Annotated in this window: 18 protein-coding genes and 3 pseudogenes; 2 read left to right on the top strand and 19 right to left on the bottom strand. The window is 30.2% G+C overall.

Annotated elements, in window-relative coordinates:
• Positions 1–127: 127 nt before the first annotated feature.
• From DMR38_RS04645 to DMR38_RS04610, 8 genes and pseudogenes are all read right to left on the bottom strand, one after another.
• Complete coding sequence (locus DMR38_RS04645) at positions 128–376, bottom strand: hypothetical protein (RefSeq protein ID WP_127723905.1); 249 nt, start codon at positions 374–376, stop codon at positions 128–130.
• Between the two features lie 23 nt (positions 377–399).
• Positions 400–579: a YjfB family protein gene (locus DMR38_RS04640; RefSeq protein ID WP_127720212.1), complete on the bottom strand. Its 180-nt coding sequence runs from the start codon at positions 577–579 to the stop codon at positions 400–402.
• 165 nt (positions 580–744) lie between these two features.
• Positions 745–2,211 (bottom strand): zinc-ribbon domain-containing protein, encoded by a 1,467-nt coding sequence (locus DMR38_RS04635; protein WP_175412918.1) that lies wholly within the window; start codon positions 2,209–2,211, stop codon positions 745–747.
• Between the two features lie 166 nt (positions 2,212–2,377).
• Entirely contained in the window at positions 2,378–2,779 is a 402-nt protein-coding gene (locus tag DMR38_RS04630) for a DUF86 domain-containing protein (protein ID WP_127720210.1), read from the bottom strand.
• Complete coding sequence (locus tag DMR38_RS04625; protein ID WP_127720209.1) at positions 2,772–3,179, bottom strand: nucleotidyltransferase domain-containing protein; 408 nt, start codon at positions 3,177–3,179, stop codon at positions 2,772–2,774. Before DMR38_RS04625 ends, DMR38_RS04630 begins: the two co-directional genes overlap by 8 nt.
• 128 nt (positions 3,180–3,307) lie before the next feature.
• Positions 3,308–4,955 (bottom strand): annotated as a pseudogene (locus tag DMR38_RS04620) (AAA family ATPase).
• 285 nt (positions 4,956–5,240) lie between these two features.
• Positions 5,241–6,248 (bottom strand): SDR family NAD(P)-dependent oxidoreductase, encoded by a 1,008-nt coding sequence (locus tag DMR38_RS04615; RefSeq protein ID WP_127723903.1) that lies wholly within the window; start codon positions 6,246–6,248, stop codon positions 5,241–5,243.
• 167 nt (positions 6,249–6,415) lie between these two features.
• Positions 6,416–7,240 (bottom strand): hypothetical protein, encoded by an 825-nt coding sequence (locus DMR38_RS04610; protein WP_127720208.1) that lies wholly within the window; start codon positions 7,238–7,240, stop codon positions 6,416–6,418.
• Positions 7,241–7,446: 206 nt separating this feature from the next.
• Between DMR38_RS04610 and DMR38_RS04605 the strand changes: the two genes are divergently transcribed.
• Together DMR38_RS04605 and DMR38_RS04600 are read left to right on the top strand one after the other, a co-directional pair.
• Positions 7,447–8,190, top strand: a complete 744-nt coding sequence (locus DMR38_RS04605; RefSeq protein ID WP_127720207.1) for a hypothetical protein — start codon at positions 7,447–7,449, stop codon at positions 8,188–8,190.
• 319 nt (positions 8,191–8,509) lie between these two features.
• The gene (locus tag DMR38_RS04600) at positions 8,510–9,715 is read left to right on the top strand and encodes an IS256 family transposase (RefSeq protein WP_175413112.1); all 1,206 of its coding nucleotides are present in this window, start codon (positions 8,510–8,512) and stop codon (positions 9,713–9,715) included.
• A gap of 237 nt (positions 9,716–9,952) precedes the next feature.
• Here the strand turns inward: DMR38_RS04600 and DMR38_RS04595 are convergent, their stop codons facing one another.
• The 11 genes and pseudogenes from DMR38_RS04595 to DMR38_RS22115 form a co-directional block, all read right to left on the bottom strand.
• A complete protein-coding gene (locus tag DMR38_RS04595) occupies positions 9,953–10,924 on the bottom strand; it encodes a flagellin (protein ID WP_127720205.1) in 972 nt (323 codons plus the stop codon).
• Between the two features lie 288 nt (positions 10,925–11,212).
• Positions 11,213–11,539 (bottom strand): hypothetical protein, encoded by a 327-nt coding sequence (locus DMR38_RS04590; RefSeq protein ID WP_127720204.1) that lies wholly within the window; start codon positions 11,537–11,539, stop codon positions 11,213–11,215.
• Between the two features lie 116 nt (positions 11,540–11,655).
• Positions 11,656–12,231 (bottom strand): annotated as a pseudogene (locus DMR38_RS04585) (AAA family ATPase); the annotation flags it as partial.
• 504 nt (positions 12,232–12,735) lie between these two features.
• Positions 12,736–15,066 (bottom strand): glycosyltransferase family 2 protein, encoded by a 2,331-nt coding sequence (locus DMR38_RS04580; protein ID WP_127720203.1) that lies wholly within the window; start codon positions 15,064–15,066, stop codon positions 12,736–12,738.
• Between the two features lie 535 nt (positions 15,067–15,601).
• Complete coding sequence (locus DMR38_RS04575) at positions 15,602–16,216, bottom strand: transposase (RefSeq protein WP_243124439.1); 615 nt, start codon at positions 16,214–16,216, stop codon at positions 15,602–15,604.
• A 174-nt stretch (positions 16,217–16,390) separates the two neighbouring features.
• Positions 16,391–16,966, bottom strand: coding sequence for a hypothetical protein (locus DMR38_RS04570; RefSeq protein ID WP_127720202.1), 576 nt, complete (start codon positions 16,964–16,966; stop codon positions 16,391–16,393).
• 113 nt (positions 16,967–17,079) lie between these two features.
• Positions 17,080–20,574, bottom strand: coding sequence for a flagellin (locus DMR38_RS22620; protein ID WP_347562540.1), 3,495 nt, complete (start codon positions 20,572–20,574; stop codon positions 17,080–17,082).
• A gap of 364 nt (positions 20,575–20,938) precedes the next feature.
• Positions 20,939–21,301 (bottom strand): four helix bundle protein, encoded by a 363-nt coding sequence (locus DMR38_RS04555; protein ID WP_127720201.1) that lies wholly within the window; start codon positions 21,299–21,301, stop codon positions 20,939–20,941.
• A gap of 155 nt (positions 21,302–21,456) precedes the next feature.
• Positions 21,457–21,618, bottom strand: coding sequence for a carbon storage regulator (locus DMR38_RS04550; protein ID WP_127720200.1), 162 nt, complete (start codon positions 21,616–21,618; stop codon positions 21,457–21,459).
• A 336-nt stretch (positions 21,619–21,954) separates the two neighbouring features.
• The gene (locus tag DMR38_RS04545; protein ID WP_347562546.1) at positions 21,955–22,323 is read right to left on the bottom strand and encodes an AAA family ATPase; all 369 of its coding nucleotides are present in this window, start codon (positions 22,321–22,323) and stop codon (positions 21,955–21,957) included.
• Positions 22,324–22,453: 130 nt separating this feature from the next.
• Positions 22,454–22,756 (bottom strand): annotated as a pseudogene (locus DMR38_RS22115) (flagellin); the annotation flags it as partial.
• Positions 22,757–22,966: the final 210 nt, after the last annotated feature.

Here is a 22,966-nt window from a genome sequence, read left to right as displayed (position 1 = left end):
CATCTTTGCACTAGTTATCCTTTAATCCCATTATTTATTTTTCGTGTAATTTACAAATTACTTTAATACAAAGGTGCCTGTCACTGAGTGGGAACGTTAGTATCCTACATAGTGACAGGCACCCTGCCTATAATATTTTTTCATCTTCTGTTTTTCTACTTTCTCCATCTAACGCCCTAACCTGTGCTGCCAAATCATTTATTTTATCATTTAAAACTTTTAAGTATTTTTCGTCAATATTATCCTGCTTAGCTTGTTCTGCTATTTCTCTCATTTTCAACAGCTTTTTTTCCATAGTATCGAGCATTTGCTGCCTATACTTTACCCACTGAAGCTCTTCCTCCAGTTCTTGCCTTAATTGCTCTTTTTGATTCATTACCAATTTTTACACCCCTAGGGTTATGCCATTGCATCTAAATGACTACCTAAATTAGTATCTACTGCAGAATTGCTCAACATTTCTGTCATACCAGCTGCCTTTTGTTCTCCTGCATCCATAGCAATTTTTGTAAGTGCTATACCAGCTGACTGCTGTACACTCGATTGGCTCATTGCCACTGATAGCGCTGCTATATCCATATCTATCCCTCCAATAATTTTTTATAATTATATTATCGTAAACTAAGGGAAAATATTTAGCAACATCTTTTCTTCGATGTCTCATACTTAAGTGGGTGAAAAATGATCCCTTACGGTGACAGGCACCTTAGTGGGAACATTTTCACCCCACTAAGGTGCCTGTCACTAATTAGATTTAATATCTGAAAGCTGGTATCCAGAAAATTCCTCATTGTACCTGAATGTGTAAGTATAATGAAAAGTCTTAGTGCTAGGAGTAGTACTATCACTCTGATATATATTATAAACCTCCTCTGTACTTACAGTTCCAGATCTTTTATCATCACTTAAGTTGTATGAGATTACATTAAAAGATTTGATATTTTCCTTTATGCCCTTTTCGTAAGTAGTTGCCACATAACTTTTTTGGTCATTATAAAGTGGGCTTCCAGGATACAGATAACTCTCAACATATTCAAAATCACCAGTATTTACTGCTTGTGTAAAATAATACGTGTACCAATATATTAAATTACGCATTCTATACTGATCAATTTGCATACTAGTTTGAGATTGAGTAAAGTCAAGTTTTATATAATCATCATCCTTTTTCAGAATGTAGTCGCTGCTTCGCAATTTTTGCCCATTTACAGCCGCAACAGCATATACAGATGAATTAGCCGCCAGCGGTCCAAAATTACTGGCATCCTTTGCTTTAACTCCAGTGTCCTTATTATTTAAAAATATTTCTGCATCTGGATAATCACTGTTTATATTGACATAAGAAACATCCTTAAACACTTCTACATTTTCGCTGTCTTCGTTTGAATTCATAAAATCTATATCACGGGATTCATTTAAAGATTCATAGCTGTTTTTGTAATCTGCATTAAGTTTATATTTCCCGGGAATAAAAGGACCGAGCTGCTTGGAAAAATCTTTTGAATCACTTTTTACTATTTGAGTACTGTTTAAAGAAAATTGCACATCCTTTATTCTAGTTTTTACTAATATAAATGACGGCTTTATTCCTATCTTATAATCCTTGAAAAACAAATACTTTTTTCCTGCATAAACTATATCAAATTTACCTTTGGAATTAGAATTTAAATTTCCGTCAGATCTAGCTACTTCATTATTTAATTGACTCACAACTTCATTTAAATAAGAAGGATTGTCCTTAAAATAATTAATTAAAGGAGCTACACTCTTTTCATCTATTTTCAATCTATTATCACTGCAATAAAGAATATCCACCAATTGTCCTTTATTACTGGATGCAACCGCTTTTTGAAATTTTGAAACCACATTAGAAGGTTTGCTGGCTGCATTACCTATTAGAAAAAATACAAGTATTGTAATAAATAAAATACCTATTCCTATAATTACTGACATTTTTTTATTCAATCGTAACTTTCTTCTAAGTGTATCAAATATACTTTCATCTACTTCTTCATCATTAAAATTTTCTTTATTAAGATCTTGTTTAACCTGAGATTCACTATTTTGCTTATTTATAAGGTCGGTATTAAAAATTTGAGTATTTCCTACATCATCCTCTTGTCCATTTTCTACTCCAGATTTATGTCCACATTTGGAGCAGAACATATCATTGTCTTCTAGTTTATTCCCACACTTAACACAAAATTTCACTTTAACGCCTCCCTCATATCTAAGTTTCGAAATGTTGCAATTTTCGATTAATATTTTATTAAATTTATATTAACATACGTTAATAGTTTATTCTATATGATTTTTTTGCCATTTAGTGCCTGTCACCACAGTGGGACATTTTTGTTCCATTTTGGTGACAGGCACCTTACAAAATAAGCATATATTCTGAAAACTTTTTCAGATCATATATATGTTTTTCAATTATTTCTTTAACTATGTCCAAATTTACAGTTTGATAATCATGAACAGCTATATTTCTAAAACCCACCATGGATTTTAAATTATTCATAAGTTTTTCATCTATAATATTATTTTCAAATAATACTTCGAATGCGTCTCTACTGTTTTGCGGAATACCAAGCTTTTTCTCCGAAACAATATGCATAGCCAAATCTATGGATGCTTCACAAGCTCTTTGTATATTTAAAATTATAGAATCCTGTTTAGTATAATTCTTTAAGTTTTCAGGATTATTTTTGTATTCTTCATTTATCCTCTTTATACATCTTTCGATAACAGATATTTTATTTAGTATAACATCATTCATATATATGCCCTCTTTTCTTTATACTTTTAAGTATTACTTCCCTTTCTTCATTTAATACAGCATAATCCTTAAAAGAGTACATTTCAAAATAAGCCCTTCTTTTATTATCAATGCAATATATATTTTCTCCTTTAGCTATTACCTGAATTCTAAATACAGTAGATGCTTTTTTTAAGTTAATTAAATCAACATCCCTTTTTAATATATTTGCAAGCTTTTGTGCTAACATAAATATTTCATAGTCTGTAGTATTAATATCACTAATAAAAGCAATATCAATGTCACTATCTTCTCTAAAAATTCCATTTACACTTGAACCAAATAAATATATTAAATATGGTTTTATATTTTCAGTAAGAAATTGAATTATTTTATTTACTTTATCTTTATCTATATTCAATTGACTCACACCTCACTTAAATCTATTATCTATTTGAATTTTGCAATAATATTATCTATATTATCAAAATAACAACTTTCAAACTACTTAATCCAATTCATCTCTGCAAATTAGCATATACATAATATTTAACAATAAACTTCAAATATATTCTTTTTTCTGCTGTCTATCTCAATACTAGTTTCATTTACTTTTTCCACTTCAGCCTTGAGTTTTCTAAAATCAAATATTAGAAGGTATCCTGTATCTAGGCTGTACTGCTCCAGGTATTCTCCGAGTTGGACAAGTCCTTTTTCGTGGTACTCCTCACCATACCATACTTTGAGCTCCACTATATACATCTTCTTATTATAGGTTATAACTATATCAAAACGCTTGCACTCTGTGAAAGCGATTCGCACCAAATCATAGATGTTGGGCTCTCTGCTTTTCCTCTCCGCCCTGCACTTCTTTAAAAGCAAATCCTGTTCCATTTATTATTGGACTTATAAAAGCTAAAAACAGAAGCCTACCATCTGCCTCCAAGAAAGCTTCTCTTTTCTCTGAATACTCGTGTTTCATAAACTCCTGAAATTTTATAAGTACCTTTTTTGCATCAAGATTTCCATCCTCACTTATAAAATTCGACTTATAATTATATTTAGATATTTCAGCATATTCTTTATTTCTTATTACCTTCATCATCATATGATTATATATCAACTGCTCATAAATTTTATTATTTACCTTACAGTTTCCATCATCTTCTTTTAAAATACCATATAATGTACCTAAATTTACTATTTCATCACTTTTTACATATGTTATATATTCTCCATCTAAAACTATTTTCCTTACAAAATCATATAATTCCTTGTTATTTTCAATATTTTTAATCAAGCTCTGAAAATTCGTATTATCATCATTTAAGAGTCTCTTTACAGCCATATCCATATATTCTTTTTTCCACTCAAGCTCACTTTCCGACATTATTTTCTCATCTATTATCTTACATAGTTTACTTACAAGGAAAGGATATCCTGAAGTATAAAAATGAAGCCTTTCCGAAAAATACTCTTTATCAAGTTCTACACCTTTATCTTTAATATAGTCATCAAGCATTGTTCCTATTTCTTCTTTTGAAAAGCTCATATCCAAATCAAAATCCGATGCAATATTCCAGGGACTGTTGTATTTATGTTCTTCATCAGGTCTTATTTTAATCTTTAAACTCTTGACGTCATGCACTCCGGCAAGTATCACGCTGTGAAAAGTAATATCCATTCCTTCATTTCTAAGTAGATACTTGTCTCTAAGCATTCCTAAAAAATCTAAAAACAATTGATTGTTACTACTTTTATCCACTTCATCTATAATAAAAACCACTTTTTTATTAGCATATTCAACTAAATCCGTTATAAACTTACTGAATTCATCCATCGTGTTTATGTTACTATTATATTTTTTAATAAACTCCACCATATTTTTATTTCTACTAAACCTAAAATAATTTGCTATTCGTAGCATTACACTTTTTAAAAAACTTTTCATTTCATTATATGTTTCTGAATCAATTCCTTCAAAACTTATTTTTATAGGTAAATAATCTTCATCTTTTTTAAGCTTTTTATTAAGCATATACAAAGTTGTAGTCTTTCCATACTGCCTTGGTCTATTTATTACAAAATATTCTTCATCTTCTATAAAATTCATTATTATTTTTATTTTATCAGAAATGTTTACCATATAATGTTTCTCTGGTATGCAGGTTCCCGTTACATTAAATCTCTTTTTCATAATTTTAAAACCACCTTTTTATAGATAGTATATATATCCACAAAATTTCTTCATCTTCTATTTTATTATAATCTATAACAATCATATTTTTCCATTATTAAAGCTGTATTTTTATTATGGTCATAAAAAATTAATTTTATGCAAACATTTGTTCTTCTTTATAATCTTTGCATTTTAACATGAAGTTTCCTACACCTGCTAATAAGCACTTAAAAATCTTTCAACTAAAAATAAGCACCAACAACTTATATATCAGCTATTGATGCTTTATATTCTAAAAAGATACTATTTTAGCAGTTTAGTTCCCTCTATCCAGCGTTCAGTTTCTTCAATTCCCTTCTCCAATGTATATTCCGGTTCCCAATTTATAAGGTCTCTTGCCTTCTTATAATTACACTTTAATTTCATAATTTCACTTTGAGGATAAATATGTTTTACATGTCTTACTTTAACTCTGTTTTTCGTAATAATTTGGGCTAATTCATTTATAGTAACATCTCTTCCAGTACCAACATTAACTATCTGCCCATTAACTTTATCACAATACCCTGCCATTGCCAAAAATCTCGCACAATCCTTGACATATAGAAGATCTCTAGTCTGCTCTCCTGAACCATATATATTTATATTTCTACTATGCAGTGAATTGTTTATAAATGCAGCAACTACGCCGCCTTCTCCTCCAGTTTTCTGAAATGGCCCATAAGTATTAAAAGGCCTTACCACTACCGCTGGAAGTTTATATGCATTGTAATAGGAAAGTACCATATTTTCTGCTGCTATTTTACTTCCGCCATAAGGTGACACAGGCTTTACTGGATGCTTTTCATCTATTCCTTCCTGCCCTGACACATCATAAAGCATACACGTACTAGTAAACACAACTTTACATGGATAAGTATCTTCATTAGCATCAAGGACCCAACCGTCTCCATCCATCTTTCCATTTCTGCCGAACATTTGAACTCTAGCTCTCTCAAGTATATTAAAAGTACCTACTACATCGTTATAAAAAGTAGTCCTTGGATCCTCAATGCTGTCTTGAACATTTATAGATGCCGCCAAATGATATACTATATCAAACTTTTCTTTAAATATTTCATCTAACTTATTTTCATCTCTTACGTCTCCACCTATAAACTTGAAATTAGAATTATTTTTAAATTCCTGTATATTCTCAATTCTTCCATTAGATAAATTATCAAAGGCTGTAACTCTATGACCATCTTCCAGCAGTTTTTTTACTATCCAGTGTCCAATAAAGCCAGCTCCTCCTGTAACTAATATGTTCATCATATTCTACCTCTTTTCCGCATATAAAAATAATTAATAATTAAGAGTTAAGAATTAATAATTCTAGTTGTGAACTGATTACTTCATATTATTTATTAATTTATTCTATAAAAGCATTTAATATCCTCTTTTATATGGTTAGCATCATAAACTCCTTTTTAATAAAATTAACTTAGAAGTTGTGAAACAGTACTATTTTGTAACCTAGATGATTGACAGTCCAGTGCATTAGCCGCGTTTTCTAAAATCGCTTTGGAATTATATAATGCAATACGTGCAGTATACTTATCCATAGCTTTTAATTGACATAAGTCTTTAACTGTCATATCTACTACCATATTCTGATACATAGCATCATCTACAAGCCCTCCTATTTGACTTTTTATATTACCAGAATATTTATCCAAAGGTTTTATCAAATTATTCTCTATTCTATTGGTATCTTTCAATATATCTCTTATACCTAGTTTCCCTTCAATATGAAATTTTCCATCACCATTTTTTTTATTGTCTTTATCCGCATCAGAATCTATACTTATATCAAAAGGTTTTAAATCTATAATAATATCAGATCCATGATTAGTTTCTACATTAATCTGATTCTCTCTAAAAGTATTATCTCCAAAAGTAGAGTTTACTACACTATTCATATAACTTATTATTTCATTGGCCTGTTTTTCTGCAGCCTTCCTATCTTCATCTGTCAACTTACCACTATTATATTCAGAAGATATTTGTTTCAATTTCTGGGACATATCTTTTAATGAATTTACAGCTTTATTTTCCTCTTGAAGGTAAGAAACCCCTTCTTGTATATGTTTCTCTGAAGTTTGTGCTTTACTTAGTTCAACTTTTAATTCATTTACTTCTAAAGTATCAGCCATTGATTTTTGAGAATCTAGCCTTGTTTTTACTGCATTTGATAATTTCTTATTTTGATTATTGTACATACTTAAAAAACTACTTTTAAATTTAATTTTTGAAATATTCATAATTACACGCCTTTCTACTTAAAAGTTGAGAATTAACAACGGATAGTTAAATACTTCGTTTCTCTTTCATTAACTATTTATGTTATCGTAGATAAATCAAAATCTTTATACCAAAGTAAATAATAAATAGTTAAGTTTTCCATATTTGTAACGATAAATGTTTTGGAAAAGTCTATTTATATAAAACCTGTTTTGGAGATGATTACATGACTATAAACTCAATTCAATCAAAAACTATAAATATAAATAGTTTATCTCATGATAATAAACTAGACAAAAAAAACAAAAAAAATTCAATAAGTAATATTAAATCTAATAATAATGTAATTCAAGCTTTGGAAAAAGAAAAAGAATCAATTCAAGATCAAATCCAGGGAATTAAAGATAGCAGTATGGATGAAAAAAGCAAGCAATCCAATATTAAAGATTTAAACAAACAAATTGAGCAAATAGATTCAAAAATTGCTGAAATCAAATCAGAACAAATAACTCATAAAAAAGAAAATGAAGAGAAACAAAAAAAGAAAGAAAATTCTACTGAAAAAATAACATATGATGAGAACGCACAGAAATCAATACAATTAAACAATTTAATAAAAATTGCTTCAAATGTCTCTAAATTATCTAAAATGTATACTATTAAAGCTGGTATGAAAAGACAAATGAATGTTATCCTAAGTGAACCTGATCCAATAAAGGGAACCTATTCTAATTCTCAGATGGCCCAAATGGATAAATTATCCTCAAATATAGGAAGGATAGATGAACAGATTTCATCTAAAACAAAAGAAGTCAAGAATGCTGCAAAGAAAAATATAGGAACCCAAGGAAAACAGTCTTCCAAAAAAAGTAAAACAGATAATATGATAGTTGATGATAATAAAGATACTTCTTCTACAAAAAAATCTCATAAAAAATCCAAGAAGGATAAGATAAGTACTTATGTATAACTAACTTTCGCAGTTTAAAAATATTGCGAAGCAACTAATTCACAATGCACGATGCACAGTTCACAATTAAGGATGATTTTCTTCCGTTAAAACTTCAGAAAATCTAAAATATAGCGCCATTGAAGCAGAGCTTCAATAAGCTTTAAATTTAAAATTTTTCGCAGCACAGCGGAGAAAAATCTACCGAAATTGTGCATTGTGGAGCCTGTGATAAAAAGTCTGTAAATCAAATAAAAACATAAAGCTTTCTATGATAAAATAAAAATTATAGGAGGCTTTTTTTATGGCAAGGAAAAAAGATGTTTATAAGGTAAAACCAATGACAGATGGTAAGAGAAATATTATAACTTCTCTTATAAGTGAGTATGATATCAAATCTGCAGAGGACATTCAAGATGCACTGAAAGATCTACTGGGAGGAACTCTTCAGGAGATGCTGGAAGGTGAGATGGACAACCATCTTGGCTATGAAAAGTATGGACGCTCAGATGAAGCTAACTACAGGAATGGTAAGAAAAGCAAGAAAGTACGAAGTAAATATGGTGAAGTAGAGATTGATGTACCTCAAGATAGGAACAGTACATTTCAGCCGCAGGCTGTAGCAAAGCGCCAGAAGGACATATCAAGCATAGAAGACAAAATAATATCGATGTATGCAAAAGGTATGACTACAAGACAAATATCTGAAATTATTGAAGACATATATGGTTTTGAAGCAAGTGAAAGTATGATATCTAACATAACAGACCGCATATTACCAGAGATTGAACAGTGGCAGCAGCGTCCATTGTCTACAGTTTATCCAATTGTTTTCATAGATGCAGTACATTTTTCTGTTAGAGATAATGGTATAGTAAAAAAACTTGCTGCCTATATAATCATGGGAATAAATGATGCCGGAATAAAAGATGTGCTTTCCATAAATATAGGTGAGAACGAGAGCAGCAAATACTGGCTTGGTGTTCTAAATGAGCTTAAGAACAGAGGAGTTAAAGATATTCTTATACTTTGTGCAGATGGTCTTTCTGGCATAAAAGAATCTATAAATGCGTCCTTTCCGGACACAGAGTACCAAAGATGCATCGTACATCAGACAAGAAATACACTTAAATATGTATCTTATAAACACAAGAAAGATTTTGCAAAGGATCTTAAGAGTATATATCAGGCTCCATCTGAGGAAACTGCTCATAAAAATCTGGAAATTGTAACTAAGAAGTGGAATGATAAATATCCAGGATCTATGCGAAGCTGGTTGAAAAATTGGGATGCTATAACCCCTATATTCAAATTTTCACCAGAAGTCAGAAAAGTAATATATACAACGAATGCCATAGAAAGCCTTAATAGCACATACCGCAGATTAAACAGTCAAAGAAGCGTATTTCCAAGTGATACTGCACTTCTAAAGGCACTTTATCTTGCAACATTTGAGGCAACTAAGAAATGGACGTCAGTCCTCAGAAACTGGGGTAAGGTTTATGGTGAACTATCCATAATGTATGATGGCAGACTTCCCGAATAAAATTTTTATGAAAATAACGCCTTTTTTCTTAGGCGTTATTGACATACTCATTTTTAAATTATATATTTGAAATTAAGACAGAAATAATTTTTTACATAGCTGTCTTTCTAAAATATCATAGAAAGCTAATTTACAGAAAAAATCTAACACTCTCGCATTGTGAACTGTGAATTGTGAATTCATTTAGGTCGTAATTTTTTTATATTAAGTCAAAATTTTATATGTGCAGAAGTTAAGCTACATTATAAAAGACTTTAATAACTGTGACATCCGTTCTGATGAATTACGATTAGCTTGTACTAGCATTGCCTGCGATGCTTGAGAAAGAATATTGTATCTTGAATAATTTATCATTTCCTTTGCCATATCAGCATCTTCTATTTTAGATTCTGATGCAGATATATTACTTGCTGTATCACCAAGACAATCTATCCTACACTGTAATACATTTTGAAGAGCTCCTAAACCTACTCTAAAACAAGATACCTTTCCTATAGCATCACTATATATTTTAATAGCAGCACTAGCATTTTTAGGATCTGTCATATCTAGTGCATACTCTACAGCTTTATTGTCATTTCCATCAGTAACTACATTATCTTTATCATTTGGATTTGACTCTACAAATTTTGCTGTTACTTTTCCATCCTTTGATGTAACACTTCCACCCGATTGTCCACTTATATTTAGTGCTTTGGCTTTCATATCCTCTACTTTGATCACATCACATTGCCCTAAATCAGCTCCAGCTTGAATTACAGGATGAGGATTAATTTGATTATATTTTTTGCCATCAAAGCTTAACAGCTTTATAGTATTAAACTCTGTATTGTCACCTATATCGTTAATTTCTGAGGTTAATTGATTGATTTCGCATTGAATATTTTTTCTATCTTGATCTTTTAATGTTCCATTTGCAGCTTCAGTTGCTAACTGCTTCATTCTTTGTAATATTGAAGTAGTCACCTCTAATGCACCATCTGCAACCTGTATAGCAGAAACATCATCCTGGGCATTTCTTGATGCCTGCTCTAGTCCTATAATTCGTGACTTCATTTTTTCAGATACTACCAAACCTGATGGGTTATCCGATGCACTATTTATGGCTAATCCAGAAGAAAGTCTCTTAGCAGCTTTTGCCATCTTAGACGTATTTATTGACATATGTCTCAATGCATTTACTGCATTTATATTATGATTGATTACCATGTGCCTGCCTCCCTCCAATTTCCTCACATTGTAATTTTATCATAAATAATTACATTTAACAAAAATAAGCACCAACAGCTTATATGCTAGCTATCGATGCCTACTTACATTTTCCAGAATTTATACTCCCGGAGTACTTTTAAGTAATTTCTCCAAATCGTTAAATTCATTAATATATACCTTTTTGATTGTTTCATCTAATCTTTTCATTGTAAAATCTCACATCTGTTGATGTCTCTATTAACGAACTCATATAATCATATATAAGTTGCTCATAAATTTTATTATTTATTTTATAATCTTCAAGCTTGCTATATTTTCCATATTTCTAGCTGTTACTACCTCAACTGTAGCTAAATCTTTTCTCATATCTTCAACTTTTCCTGAAAGTTGAATCATATCATTACTTAATTTATCATGCTCAGCCTTATTAGTATTAGCCTTATCCTCAAGTATTCTAAGTATAGCACCATGTTCTTTCTGCTGTATTCTTATAAGTTCAATATCATTTTTTATCCCACTAATATCACTTTTTATTTCTTTAATATCATCATTTATATATTTTAATTTTTCGTCAAGTAAATTACCTAATGCCTTTAATAATTCATTATCCATATTACACCACCCTACATCTAATATACATTACAAGTTTAACATGTCATTATTGCAAATTCAACATGTAAATTCCTAGTGGAGTATCTAACAATAGACTTCCACTATACTCTTTATATTCTTTTTTCTGAATACTCATGCTTCATAAATTGTTGAAATTTTAAAAGTATCTTTTGTACATCAAGGTTTCCATCTTCTCTTATAAAATTTGACTTTTCATTGTAAAATCCAACATCAGTTGATGTTTCTATTAATGAACTCATATAATCATATATCAGTTGTTCATATATTCTATTATTTATTTTCAAGCTATTGTCTTCATTTTTAAATATTCCATAAAGTATTCCCATATTTATAATTGGATTACTTATATTGTAATTAATTTTATTTCCATCTATAATTAAACTCTTTATCATTTCTTTCAGTTTACTGTTGTTTTCAATATTTTTAATCAAACTTTGAAAATTCGTATTATCATCATTTAAAAGTATCTTTACAGCTTTATCCATATATTCTTTTTTCCACTCAAGTTCACCTTCCTGCATTATTTTCTCGTCTATTATTTTGCAAAGTTTGCTTACAAGGAAAGGATATCCCGAAGTATAAAAGTAAAGTCTTTCTGAAAAATACTCTTTATTAAGTTCTACACCTTTACTTTGTACATAGTTATCCAGCATAGTTCCTATTTCTTCCTTCACATTTTTCCATTATATATAGCATATTTTTATTATGGTCGCAAGAAGTCAATTTTATGCAAACATTTGTTCTTTTAATAATCATTTAGATATACTAAAAAAGAGCAGCCAATTCAATGACCGTTCTAAAAATATTATTACATTATTTTACAGGTGTCTGTCACCATTGCTTAATTAAATTTTTAACTCTAATTACAATTTGTTCTCTGCCTATTTTTCTGCTCTCTAAATATATTGTTATATAAGAAGGCATAAATATCAGCATTACTGACATTGTAAAAAATAAGATGACAATACTGTCAGTAGTGCCGATATCCACGGCTGTTTTTGATTGTCCCTACTATTTTTTCGTAGGATTAGTAGGGCGGAAACTGTGCCCTATTTGCCCTACAAAATAGGAATATCCTCCACAACAAAATGAGCACTTGAACTAATATTAGATTAGCATAAGCAATAAAAATCACAAAGCATCAATATCTTTTATTTTTTACTATTTGAATTTTCTTATATACTTTTAAAAAAATCTTCAACTGTTATATTAGAATTCAAAATTTCTAACAAATTTTTAATAATGTTTCTTATATTCTCTTTTAGTTCTTTATTATCAGATGCCAAAAATGCAGTTTTATAGTATTCTATTGCTTTATTATAGTTTTGATTCATCTCATAAACGTAAGCTAAGTTAAATAATATATCTGCATTATCTGGGTCAACTTTTAGTCCTTCTAAAAGAATTTTTTCAGCTTCGCTATTTTTTTGCTGCATCATATAAATTACTGCTTTCATTGAATATATTTCAATATCATTTTTCACAATATCTTCGTATTGTGAAATTAAAAATTGTGCATTATCAAGTTTTCCACAATCAATTAACTTTGAAATATTCTGTTTTAATTTAGTCTTATAATTTTCAAATTCTTTTTCTTCTTTGCCTGTTAAGACTTTTTCGTTTTGCATTAAAATTTCTATTCCCTTTTTCATATAAGTATATGTTTCTAAAGCTATTCTCAGATATTTGTAATAACCTTTCATATCATTATTATCTCTGCATTTTTGAGCATGATATAAATAAATAAAAAAAGCATCCTCATTATTCTTTACATCATATACTATTTTATTATCTATACACCATTTACTATATATTGTTGTCACATAAGAAATACCAAATTTTATATATTTTTTAAATATATATTGATAGCTCTTATCATCTATGTTATCAATTAATAATACATATCTGCAAAATAATCTATTAATTCTAACATTATTGTAATTGTTAACGTCGTCATGAAAATTAATATACTCAATTAATAAGTTGGATAAATCCTTATGTGTATCATTTAAATATTCCATAAATTTATTGAGTCTAGAATCCCACACATTATACAACAATGACCCTATATCTCCACCAGCTTTAAGCATATAATATATCAAGTCTCCAAAATAATTTGGCTGCAAATTCATATCCATTTTGTTTACAAAATCAATAATAATTTTCTTTAAACCATTACTAGCTATTGCTTCTGAACTTCTTATTTTATTTAAATACGAATAAGAATTAGAATAGCCTGCAAACCTCTTTATCAAAAGTTCTCTCTTGCCTTTTTCTAATTCATTCATGCATTGTTCTAAAACATAATTAAATTTATTTTCAAACTGTATGCCATTTGGAATTATTACATCTTCATAATACTTGTTAAGTTCCAAATACCTATCTAATTTTATATATGAACTAACAACTGCTCCTATACTATTTTGTATAAATTCCTTTGAAGTTAATAATTTGCTATATTCCAAACACTTTTCATACATTCCAATCCCATAATAACCTACAACAAGATCATTATACGCTTCTTCTATTCTACCTAAAGTATACAGTCCTAAATTTACATTATACCTCAATTTAGAGTTATTGTATTCCTTGACCAGAGCAATATATCTCTTATAACTTTCAATGGATTTCTTAAAAGTTTCACTGAAAGCTTCAGATTTTGCCATATAAAATGCAAGATCAATATAATTATTATCTAATTTCAATCCTTCCCTGCAAACTTCTTCTGCTTCAGAATATTTTTTAAAATCCATTAGACAGATAACATACTGATAATAAACATACAAGAAATCCTTTTTATTAAAATGACCTTTATTCATAATCTCATAAGTTTTTTTAATCTGATTTAGTGCATCTTTACAATCATCATGCATTCTATATGTAACAGAAAGTTGAAACCCATAATAAATGTTATCTGGATCTTTTTCTAATTCCAATTTTAACAATTTGCTAGTTCTAAAAAATTTTCTTTCCATGAGATTTTTATCTTCATTAATATATCCATAATGAACAATCTTAGCATTTATTGCAATTACAGGCTTTTTAAATACCGGGTAATTATGAACCACTCCTTTATAATAAAACTCTCCATCATTTTTAAAAAGTCTAGGAGATTGTATTACACTATAATCGTATCTATCCTTTATACTATTTAAATTTTCAACAGGCATAATTGCAGTATTATACTCATTACACTTTTCTGATTTTAAAAAAGTAATCAATTGATTTTCATTTGAAACTTCCTCATCTGCATCAATAATAAATATCCATTCCCCAGCTGCATAATTTATTGTAATATTCCTCATTGCGGAAAAATCATTATTCCATTTATGTAAGTAAACTTTGTCTGTATATCGTTTTGCTATTTCTATGGTCCTGTCTTGTGAACCTGTGTCAACTATAATTAATTCTGACTCTATAGTACTCATTATAGTTTTTAAGCTATTTAAACATCTTTCTAAATTTTTTTCTTCATCTTTAACCATCATACATATGCTTAATTTCATATCAATTTATTCCTTTCAAATATAATAAACAAAAACCTTTTTGAGAACTGCATCTAGAACAGTGTATACAATAATTATCTACATCATAAAATACTTCTATTAGTAAATATTACATAAAACGTCATGGTTTTGTTTTATTTTGTTTGTTTCATCACTTATAATAATAAAACATTTTGATTGGCTTTTTTATACCTTAAATATTTCCATTTTACGATTCGAACTCACGTTAAATTATCATGCTTAGTCTTAATTCTTTTCCACTGTTTTCAAAAGCACATTCTAAGTCTTCAGCTAGTGGTTACAACTACCAAGTCCACAGCGGACTTTCACCGCCAAGTTGTCGCCCATGCTGGGCGCACCATTTATATTTTTATTATGGTCATAAAAAATTAATTTTATACAAACATCTGTTCTTTTTATAATCATTTAGGCATACTAAAAAAGAACAGCTACAGGTACTCCCTAATCCTTACTTTGTAGCACTAGCACCTACAAAAAAACAAGCACCAGCAGCTATTTATCCAGCTATTAATGCTCATTCTAATATTTTCCCATATTCTGTCTTCCTACTTTCTTCATTTGATGGGTCAAAAGCAGCCAACTTTCCATCAATTGAAGTTTCAACATATTTTTTATATAATTCTCTATCTTTGTCTTTAAAATAGTTCAATATTCTTTGACTGCAAATAATACGCTCTTTCTTCATACCTATGTACATAGAATAGCTGTTCCATTTATATTCCTCGGCACACTGTACCATTTTTGCTTTTACAGGGTTTAGATGAATATATCTGCTAGTTTCTAATGCTTGAGCATCATTTTCTATTAATTCTGAGTAATATCTTTCCTGAAACAGATGTCCTATATAATTATACTTATTGTTAAAGTATCGATCATATATACCATTTACTCTCCTCATAAAAAAACTTATATGTTTTTCCTTAGTTTTTACCATAAAATGAATGTGGTTAGTCATGAGACAATAACAAATAAGTTCATACTGGTAATCGTAATATTCAAATGTTCCCTCAATAATTTTTAGATAAATTTGAAAATCTTCTTCATCTCTAAAAATGTTATTCCTATGATTTCCTCTTGCTGTAATATGATAACTTGCATATGAAAGCCAAATTCTTTGTGGAGTTCCCATTATATCACATTTCCTTCTATAATGTTATATCTTAAAAATAACCATTCTTATTCAAAACTAATCACATTGTGACTATATTCTTTATTAACAATTTGTTCACGACCCCTTAGGCACTTGCGAAGGGACTTAGGTTGCTACATCCTTAGGGTGTTTGCGAGAGCTCGTCTGAGATTGCTAACCCTTTATCTTAATTAGGTTCCTCATCTCTTCAATAATATTATTATCATTCACATAAACAACGTGATTTCTTAATTTAGCAGCATATTCCTCTTTAGAATATCTATATAATTTGCTTTTACTTTTATAATTATCAAGGTACCCATAAAAATTATTTTTAAAATCTGCTATCAATTGACTAATATCTTCAGGAAAGCAGAACTCTCCCATTGCAATACTATTTAATTTTTGAGTTAATATTAAGAAATTATCATTGTGATGGTTTAATGGATTTATGTCTATATATGAAAACATGTCACTATTAAATGTATATTCCTCAAATGTCTTAATGTCCAAATCTCCATCATCACCTAATAATTGAGCAAGTCGAAATAAATAAATGTAATCAATAAACACATTATATCGCTTATCAAACAAATTAATTTTGTCTTCGACCATTGTAGATACTTGTTCATTTTTATATATTTCTTTTTGCAATTTTCTTTGATAATATGCAATTATAAATGAGGAACTAACGGTGAATATTCCACAAATAGTACTAATAATGTAGATTCCTAAATCTAAACCTTTCAACTAAATCACTCCTCGTATAACATATAATAAGTTTATAGTCAGTTAAATATATATTTCAAAAAGATCCAGAATACTAATTCTGGATCTTAAATAAATCTCTATAAGTTTATAAATTATCTTAATAACTGAAGAACCTGTTGTGGCTGTTGGTTAGCTTGTGCAAGCATAGCCTGAGCAGCTTGTGACAAAATATTGTTCTTTGAGTAATTTGACATTTCTTTTGCCATATCAACGTCTCTAATTCTTGATTCAGCTGTTGTTAAGTTTTCTGAAGCAGTTCCCAAGTTATTAATTGTGTGCTCTAATCTATTCTGATAAGCACCAAGTTTAGCTCTTTGAGTTGAAACTGCATTTATAGCATCATCAAGCACACTGATTGCTGCTGTTGCTTTCTGATTTGCTGTAGTTCCACCATCATTTGTGGATATATCCAATGCATACTCTGTATTTACATCAGAAGTTCCATCAGTTACATCAGAAACTGTAGTGTAGCTTGCAACTTTTCCATTTTTAGCTGCTACTTTAGCTTCAGAACCATCTCCACTAATTCCAAGAGCAGCAGATCTCATATCTGAAATAGATATCTTCAAGCTCTGGTCAGTATTTGCACCTACCTGCAATGTTGCAGAGAAATCTCCTTTTGTTGAACTAACAGTTTTTACATCTGGTGCTGTAGCTGATGCTTCAGTATCTTTTTGAGTTAATATAAGATTTCCAGTAGAAGCATCTACAGTAGCTGTATATTTATCTTTAAGAGCTGCATTTGTATTTATTGCAGTTGCCAATTCATTTGTCTGAGTAGCAGCATCTGCAGCAGCTTTTATAGCTGTACCATTTGCATATCCTACATTAGCTGGTTTTCCTGAAACATTTATTTCAGTTCCATCTATGACAAATTTAGCTCCATCTACTGCTGGTGTAGCGCCAAAATTCATTTCATACTGTCCTGAAGTTCCTGTAGCTTTAACTGAAACATCAGTTGTTTTCATATCTGTACCTGAAGCTGCTTTTTCTGTTAATGTAACCTTATTACCATTTGCTGTAACAGTATATTTTGTCTGTATATCAGCGTCAGAACCCAATGCATTAGCAATATTAGCAGCTTGAGCTGATTTGTCACCACCAGCAATATCAAATTCACCTGCTACTAAAGGCTTAATTGAACTATCACCAGCTGTAAGAGTCTTTCCTCCTACAACAACTTTATCGCCTACAGCAAAAGCTGTATCAACATTTACAGTATATTCTCCTTTAACTTCTTGGATGCCTCCAGCTAAAGTACTAGTTCCTTTAGTAATTGAATTTCCAGTTGTGCTTGTATCCCAGTTTCCTTGAGCTGTAAAAGTAAACTTAGACAAATCTATTGTTTTCCAATCTGAACCATCTTTGTATCCTACAACTCCTAATTTTTGAACAGCTTCTTGTATTTTTTGAGCTGTATTTTTATATGCAGTATCTCCAAGATGTATTTTCAAATTACCACCATCTACTTCAACACCCATAGTACCTGTTGTAGCAGCAGTTACTCCGCCAGCAAAACCTGCTGATGCAGTAGTAAAAGCACCGGCGTCAACATTATGAGTATTCCAGTCAGTACCACCTGTAGCAGTAAATTTGTTAAAATCAATACCATCTTTTAGGCCTAAGCTTTGTATTGCTGTTTGAATATTTGAATCTGTATTATTAGCAGCAGTTGTACCTAAAGCAATATTCAATGTACCATCTTTATAAGTTACCGATAAACCAGTACCTGTATTTCTTGATATTGTAGTAGTAAACTGATTAGCTGCTATTCCAGCACCAACAGCATTAACAGTTAATGTATTAGTACCTCCACCAGCACCAACTACCTGAGCTGTTGCATCTGCTGCTGCTTTAGTAGTTGCTGCATCTATAGCTACAGTTTTAAAGTTTTGTCCACCAGCATTTGTTACAACTAACTTATCATCAGTTCCATAACCTGCTACTATTGGATCAGTTAAATCAACACCCTTAGTCTTTCCAGCTAACTCTTTAAGAGTTATTTGAGAAGCATTAGGACCAGTTCCAACTGTTGCTGTTCCAAATCTAGCAGCTAAATCTGTATCAGCATTAATAGCAGCTGCTAAACTCTTTGCTTGCTCATTTTCCTGAGTGTTTGATAAAGCACTTGTTCCATCAAATGATAAAGCTGTTTCAATTGCAGTAACATCAGCAGTAGCACCAGTAACATCCATGCTTACTTTCGAAACTGCATTTTTAGATGTAATAGATAACTTATTACCTACTCCAGCTGTACCTACAACATTAGCAATATCTGATAATTTTGTTCCATCACTACTTGTAAGATTTCCTAAGTCAGTTACCAAACCAGCAACAGTTGTTTCTGTTTTTAATTTCGTATCATTAATTGTAAAGACTCTGTCTCCTACAGTAATACTCAAACTAGATGTACCTAGAGTACTCATAGCAGCTACATTAGTATCTGTTAAATCAGTACCGCCACCAGTTATTCCAACTGTATTATCAACTTTGAATTCTCCATTAGCTGCATTTGCAGTTCCTATTACTCCAACAAATTTCTTTCCAGCAACAGTAACTGAATCACCTTTTTCTTCAAATGCATCCTTAATACTAAAATCATAAGTACCTTGTGTTTCTGCTTTATTTCCAGACATTACTGATTGAGCAGTAACATCAGTTATAGCTACATTTGTGGATGCTGGCTCATCTACTACTAATTTTCCTTTTACATTAGTAGTATCTGTACTTGCATCTATAGCACTCTTTAATTGGTTGTACATTTCAGAAGTATTTGTAGCAAGAGAATTTCCTGCTGAATCTTTACCAATTGTAAAGGTATAAGTATTATTTCCTGCATTATAGTTAACTGAAGAAGCAGTATTATTTGTAGTTCCCTGTTCTATTTTTATAGTTCTGTTATCAAAATTATCTCCTAAACTATCTGCCTCTATTTTTATACCTTGAACAGTTGCTGATGATTTTACTCCTACAACGCTTGATGCTGTAGTTTCCATAGTTGATACTGATCCTGTAGCTGCTGCTCTTGATCCTTGAACAGTTGCTGTAGAATTCTGTGCTACAACACTTTTTTTAACAACATCTAAGTCTGAAAGTGCTCCAGTAACTACTCCAGCAATTCCTGCTTTATCTGTAGTTACATTTGTTGCTGTAGTAACTGCTGCTTTAGTATTTCCTTTTAATAAAGCCTGAGTATTAAATTCTGTTGTGTTACCTATTCTGTTAATTTCTGAAGTCAATTGGTTCATTTCTGTCTGTATTTGACTTCTATCATCACCTACATTAGTATCGTTGGCTGATTGAGTTGCCAATTGCTTCATTCTTTGAAGAATTGAAGTTGTTTCGTTTAATGCACCTTCACCAGTTTGTATCATTGAGATACCATCCTGCGCATTAGTTGAAGCCTGATCTAATCCATTGATCTGACCTCTCATTTTTTCAGATATAGCTAGTCCAGCTGCATCATCTGCTGCACTATTGATTCTTAAACCTGAAGAAAGTTTTTGCATTGATTTTGATGCATTACCTGAATTGATGTTCATGTTTCTTATAGCATTATTTGCCATTAAATTGTGATTTATTATCATAATATTTCCCTCCCTGATTTTTACCTGCACTTCCTTGTGCTAGGTTTGTTTTATTTATAGTTAAACCCTAAGGCTTACTAACAAGTTAATTAATAATTAATAGTGAAGAATTAATAGTTATGGATGATTTTCTTCCGCTGTGCTTCAGAAAATCTTTTAAAATATTAGTTTTTCTAAACAAAGAGAAGAAAAACTTTCCTTAACTCTTAATTATTAATTCTTAATTTTTAACTAAAAAAAGGAGCCAACCATCTCCGCCTCATCAGCATCCTGCTGAATTACGGAAATAATTGACTCCTCCTGAGTTCTTTTTATCAATTAATAATTAATAATGAAAAATTAATAGTTATGGATGATTTTAATTTCAATCATTTTTTAAATTTTGTCTTGTTGTCTTAACTATTGATACCAATATTTTACTTAACTCTTCACATTCACTTAAAATTGTTTTTGATGTATTAATATCTATGTAATTAGTTGCTGTTAAAAGTTCTAACCAATACATAGCTTCTGAAGATTCCTTAAGTGCTATGTTCATTTTTGATAGGAAATCTCTTTTACTTTGAGCAAACAAACCTTCTTTAACATTAGCACCTATACTTGTACCAGAACGTAACAGCTGTTTAGAAAGAATACTCTCCTTATTTTCATTGCATAAATATTTGTATAAATTAACTACTTTTATAGAAAATTTAAACGCTTTATTATAAATCAAACTATCCTTCAACTTTTTAATCTCCTAACTTTGTAAACATATCTAAAATTCTAGACATACTGGTTAGGATTTATTCAATTAATAATTAATAGTGAAAAATTAATAGTTATAGATCATTTTCTGAACATAGTGAAGAAAAACTTTCCTTAACTCTTAATTATTAATTTTTAACTATTCTGTTCTTCCCAGACTTCTCCTCTTGTGATTTCTACATCTTTAGGAGCATCTATGGCGAGTCTTAAGTCTCCTTTATCACTTTTTACAACTTTAACTTTTATATTTTCTCCAATTACCACATATTCTCCTGGCTTCCTGCCTAATACTAACATTTAATGTCCCTCCCTGGATTGTTATAATCAAAAAAACAACTAATACACCTACTCACATCTGCCTCCTGCAGAGTATAATAGGTATACCAGTCGTCCTGACTTTTTCTTTATAAACTTTTATGTTAAATTTTCGGTATATTCGTAAAAAACCTTATATCCATTTAATATATTTTTTTCTTATACTACCTATGTTTTCTACCTACTTAACTATTCGTTTTAAATTTAAAAAGCTTTATATTTAAAACAAAAAATTTTTATATTTAAATAACCAACCTTGGCACATGGGAAATTTTCACTTAAAAAACGCATTGCGAAGGCTGCATCTTTAACTATTGTTTAACCAACACTTTTTTCGCTTTCATCACCACTTATATCAAAAAAGCTTGAACTTTTTATTATATAATCATCAAATATTTCCTCAAAGGTTTCTATATCTCCTGTAACAAGGCTTTTAAGCATTATATTAAATTTATCGTTATTTATGCTTTCCTTAAACCATTCAAGTATTATCTGCCTGTATAAATAATTTACTTCCATGTTAGCTTCTATGCCATAATATTTTAATGTTTTCTCTACTTCCTCTTCTGTGAAACCAAAGTATTCATTATATTCACTGCTTAATATAGTACATACATTTATATTATTAAGTCCGAAAAAAATACTTTCCTTTGCCACTCTGAGTATTCCTGTTAGATTACAAACAATAATTAAGTATTTCTTTTAAACTCGGTATTAATTTTGTAACTCAACTTTCGCACATATAAATTTTTTGAAGATACCTTAATGTAAAAGAGCCAGAGAAAATCTCTGACTCTTTTATTATAAAAATCTAAAATTATCTTAATAACTGAAGAACCTGCTGTGGCTGTTGGTTAGCTTGTGCAAGCATAGCTTGAGCAGCCTGAGATAAAATATTGTTCTTTGAGAAGTTTGACATTTCTTTTGCCATATCAACGTCTCTTATTCTTGATTCAGCAGAAGTTAAGTTTTCTGATGAAGTTCCTAAGTTATTTATTGTGTGCTCTAATCTATTCTGGTAAGCACCAAGTTGTGCTCTTTGCGTTGATACTGCATTAATAGCGTTATCTATAACCTTAATTGCTGCAGTAGCAGTATCGTGTGTGGAAATATCAAGGGAAGATTCAACACTTACATTATCAGTTCCATTTGATACAGATTTAGCTGTTGTAAATTTAGCTCCATCAACAACTCCTTGGGAAGCTCCTGCAGTTGTTCCTGATATACCAAGAGCTTGTGCTCTCATATCCTTTACATCCATTTGGAAGCTTTGTCCCTGATTTGCACCTATTTGGAATTTAGCTGTAAATGTTCCACCAACAGTTTCATT

The organism is Clostridium sp. AWRP, from assembly GCF_004006395.2.
Lineage (GTDB): Bacteria > Bacillota > Clostridia > Clostridiales > Clostridiaceae > Clostridium_B.
This window is presented reverse-complemented; position numbering and strand designations above follow the sequence as displayed.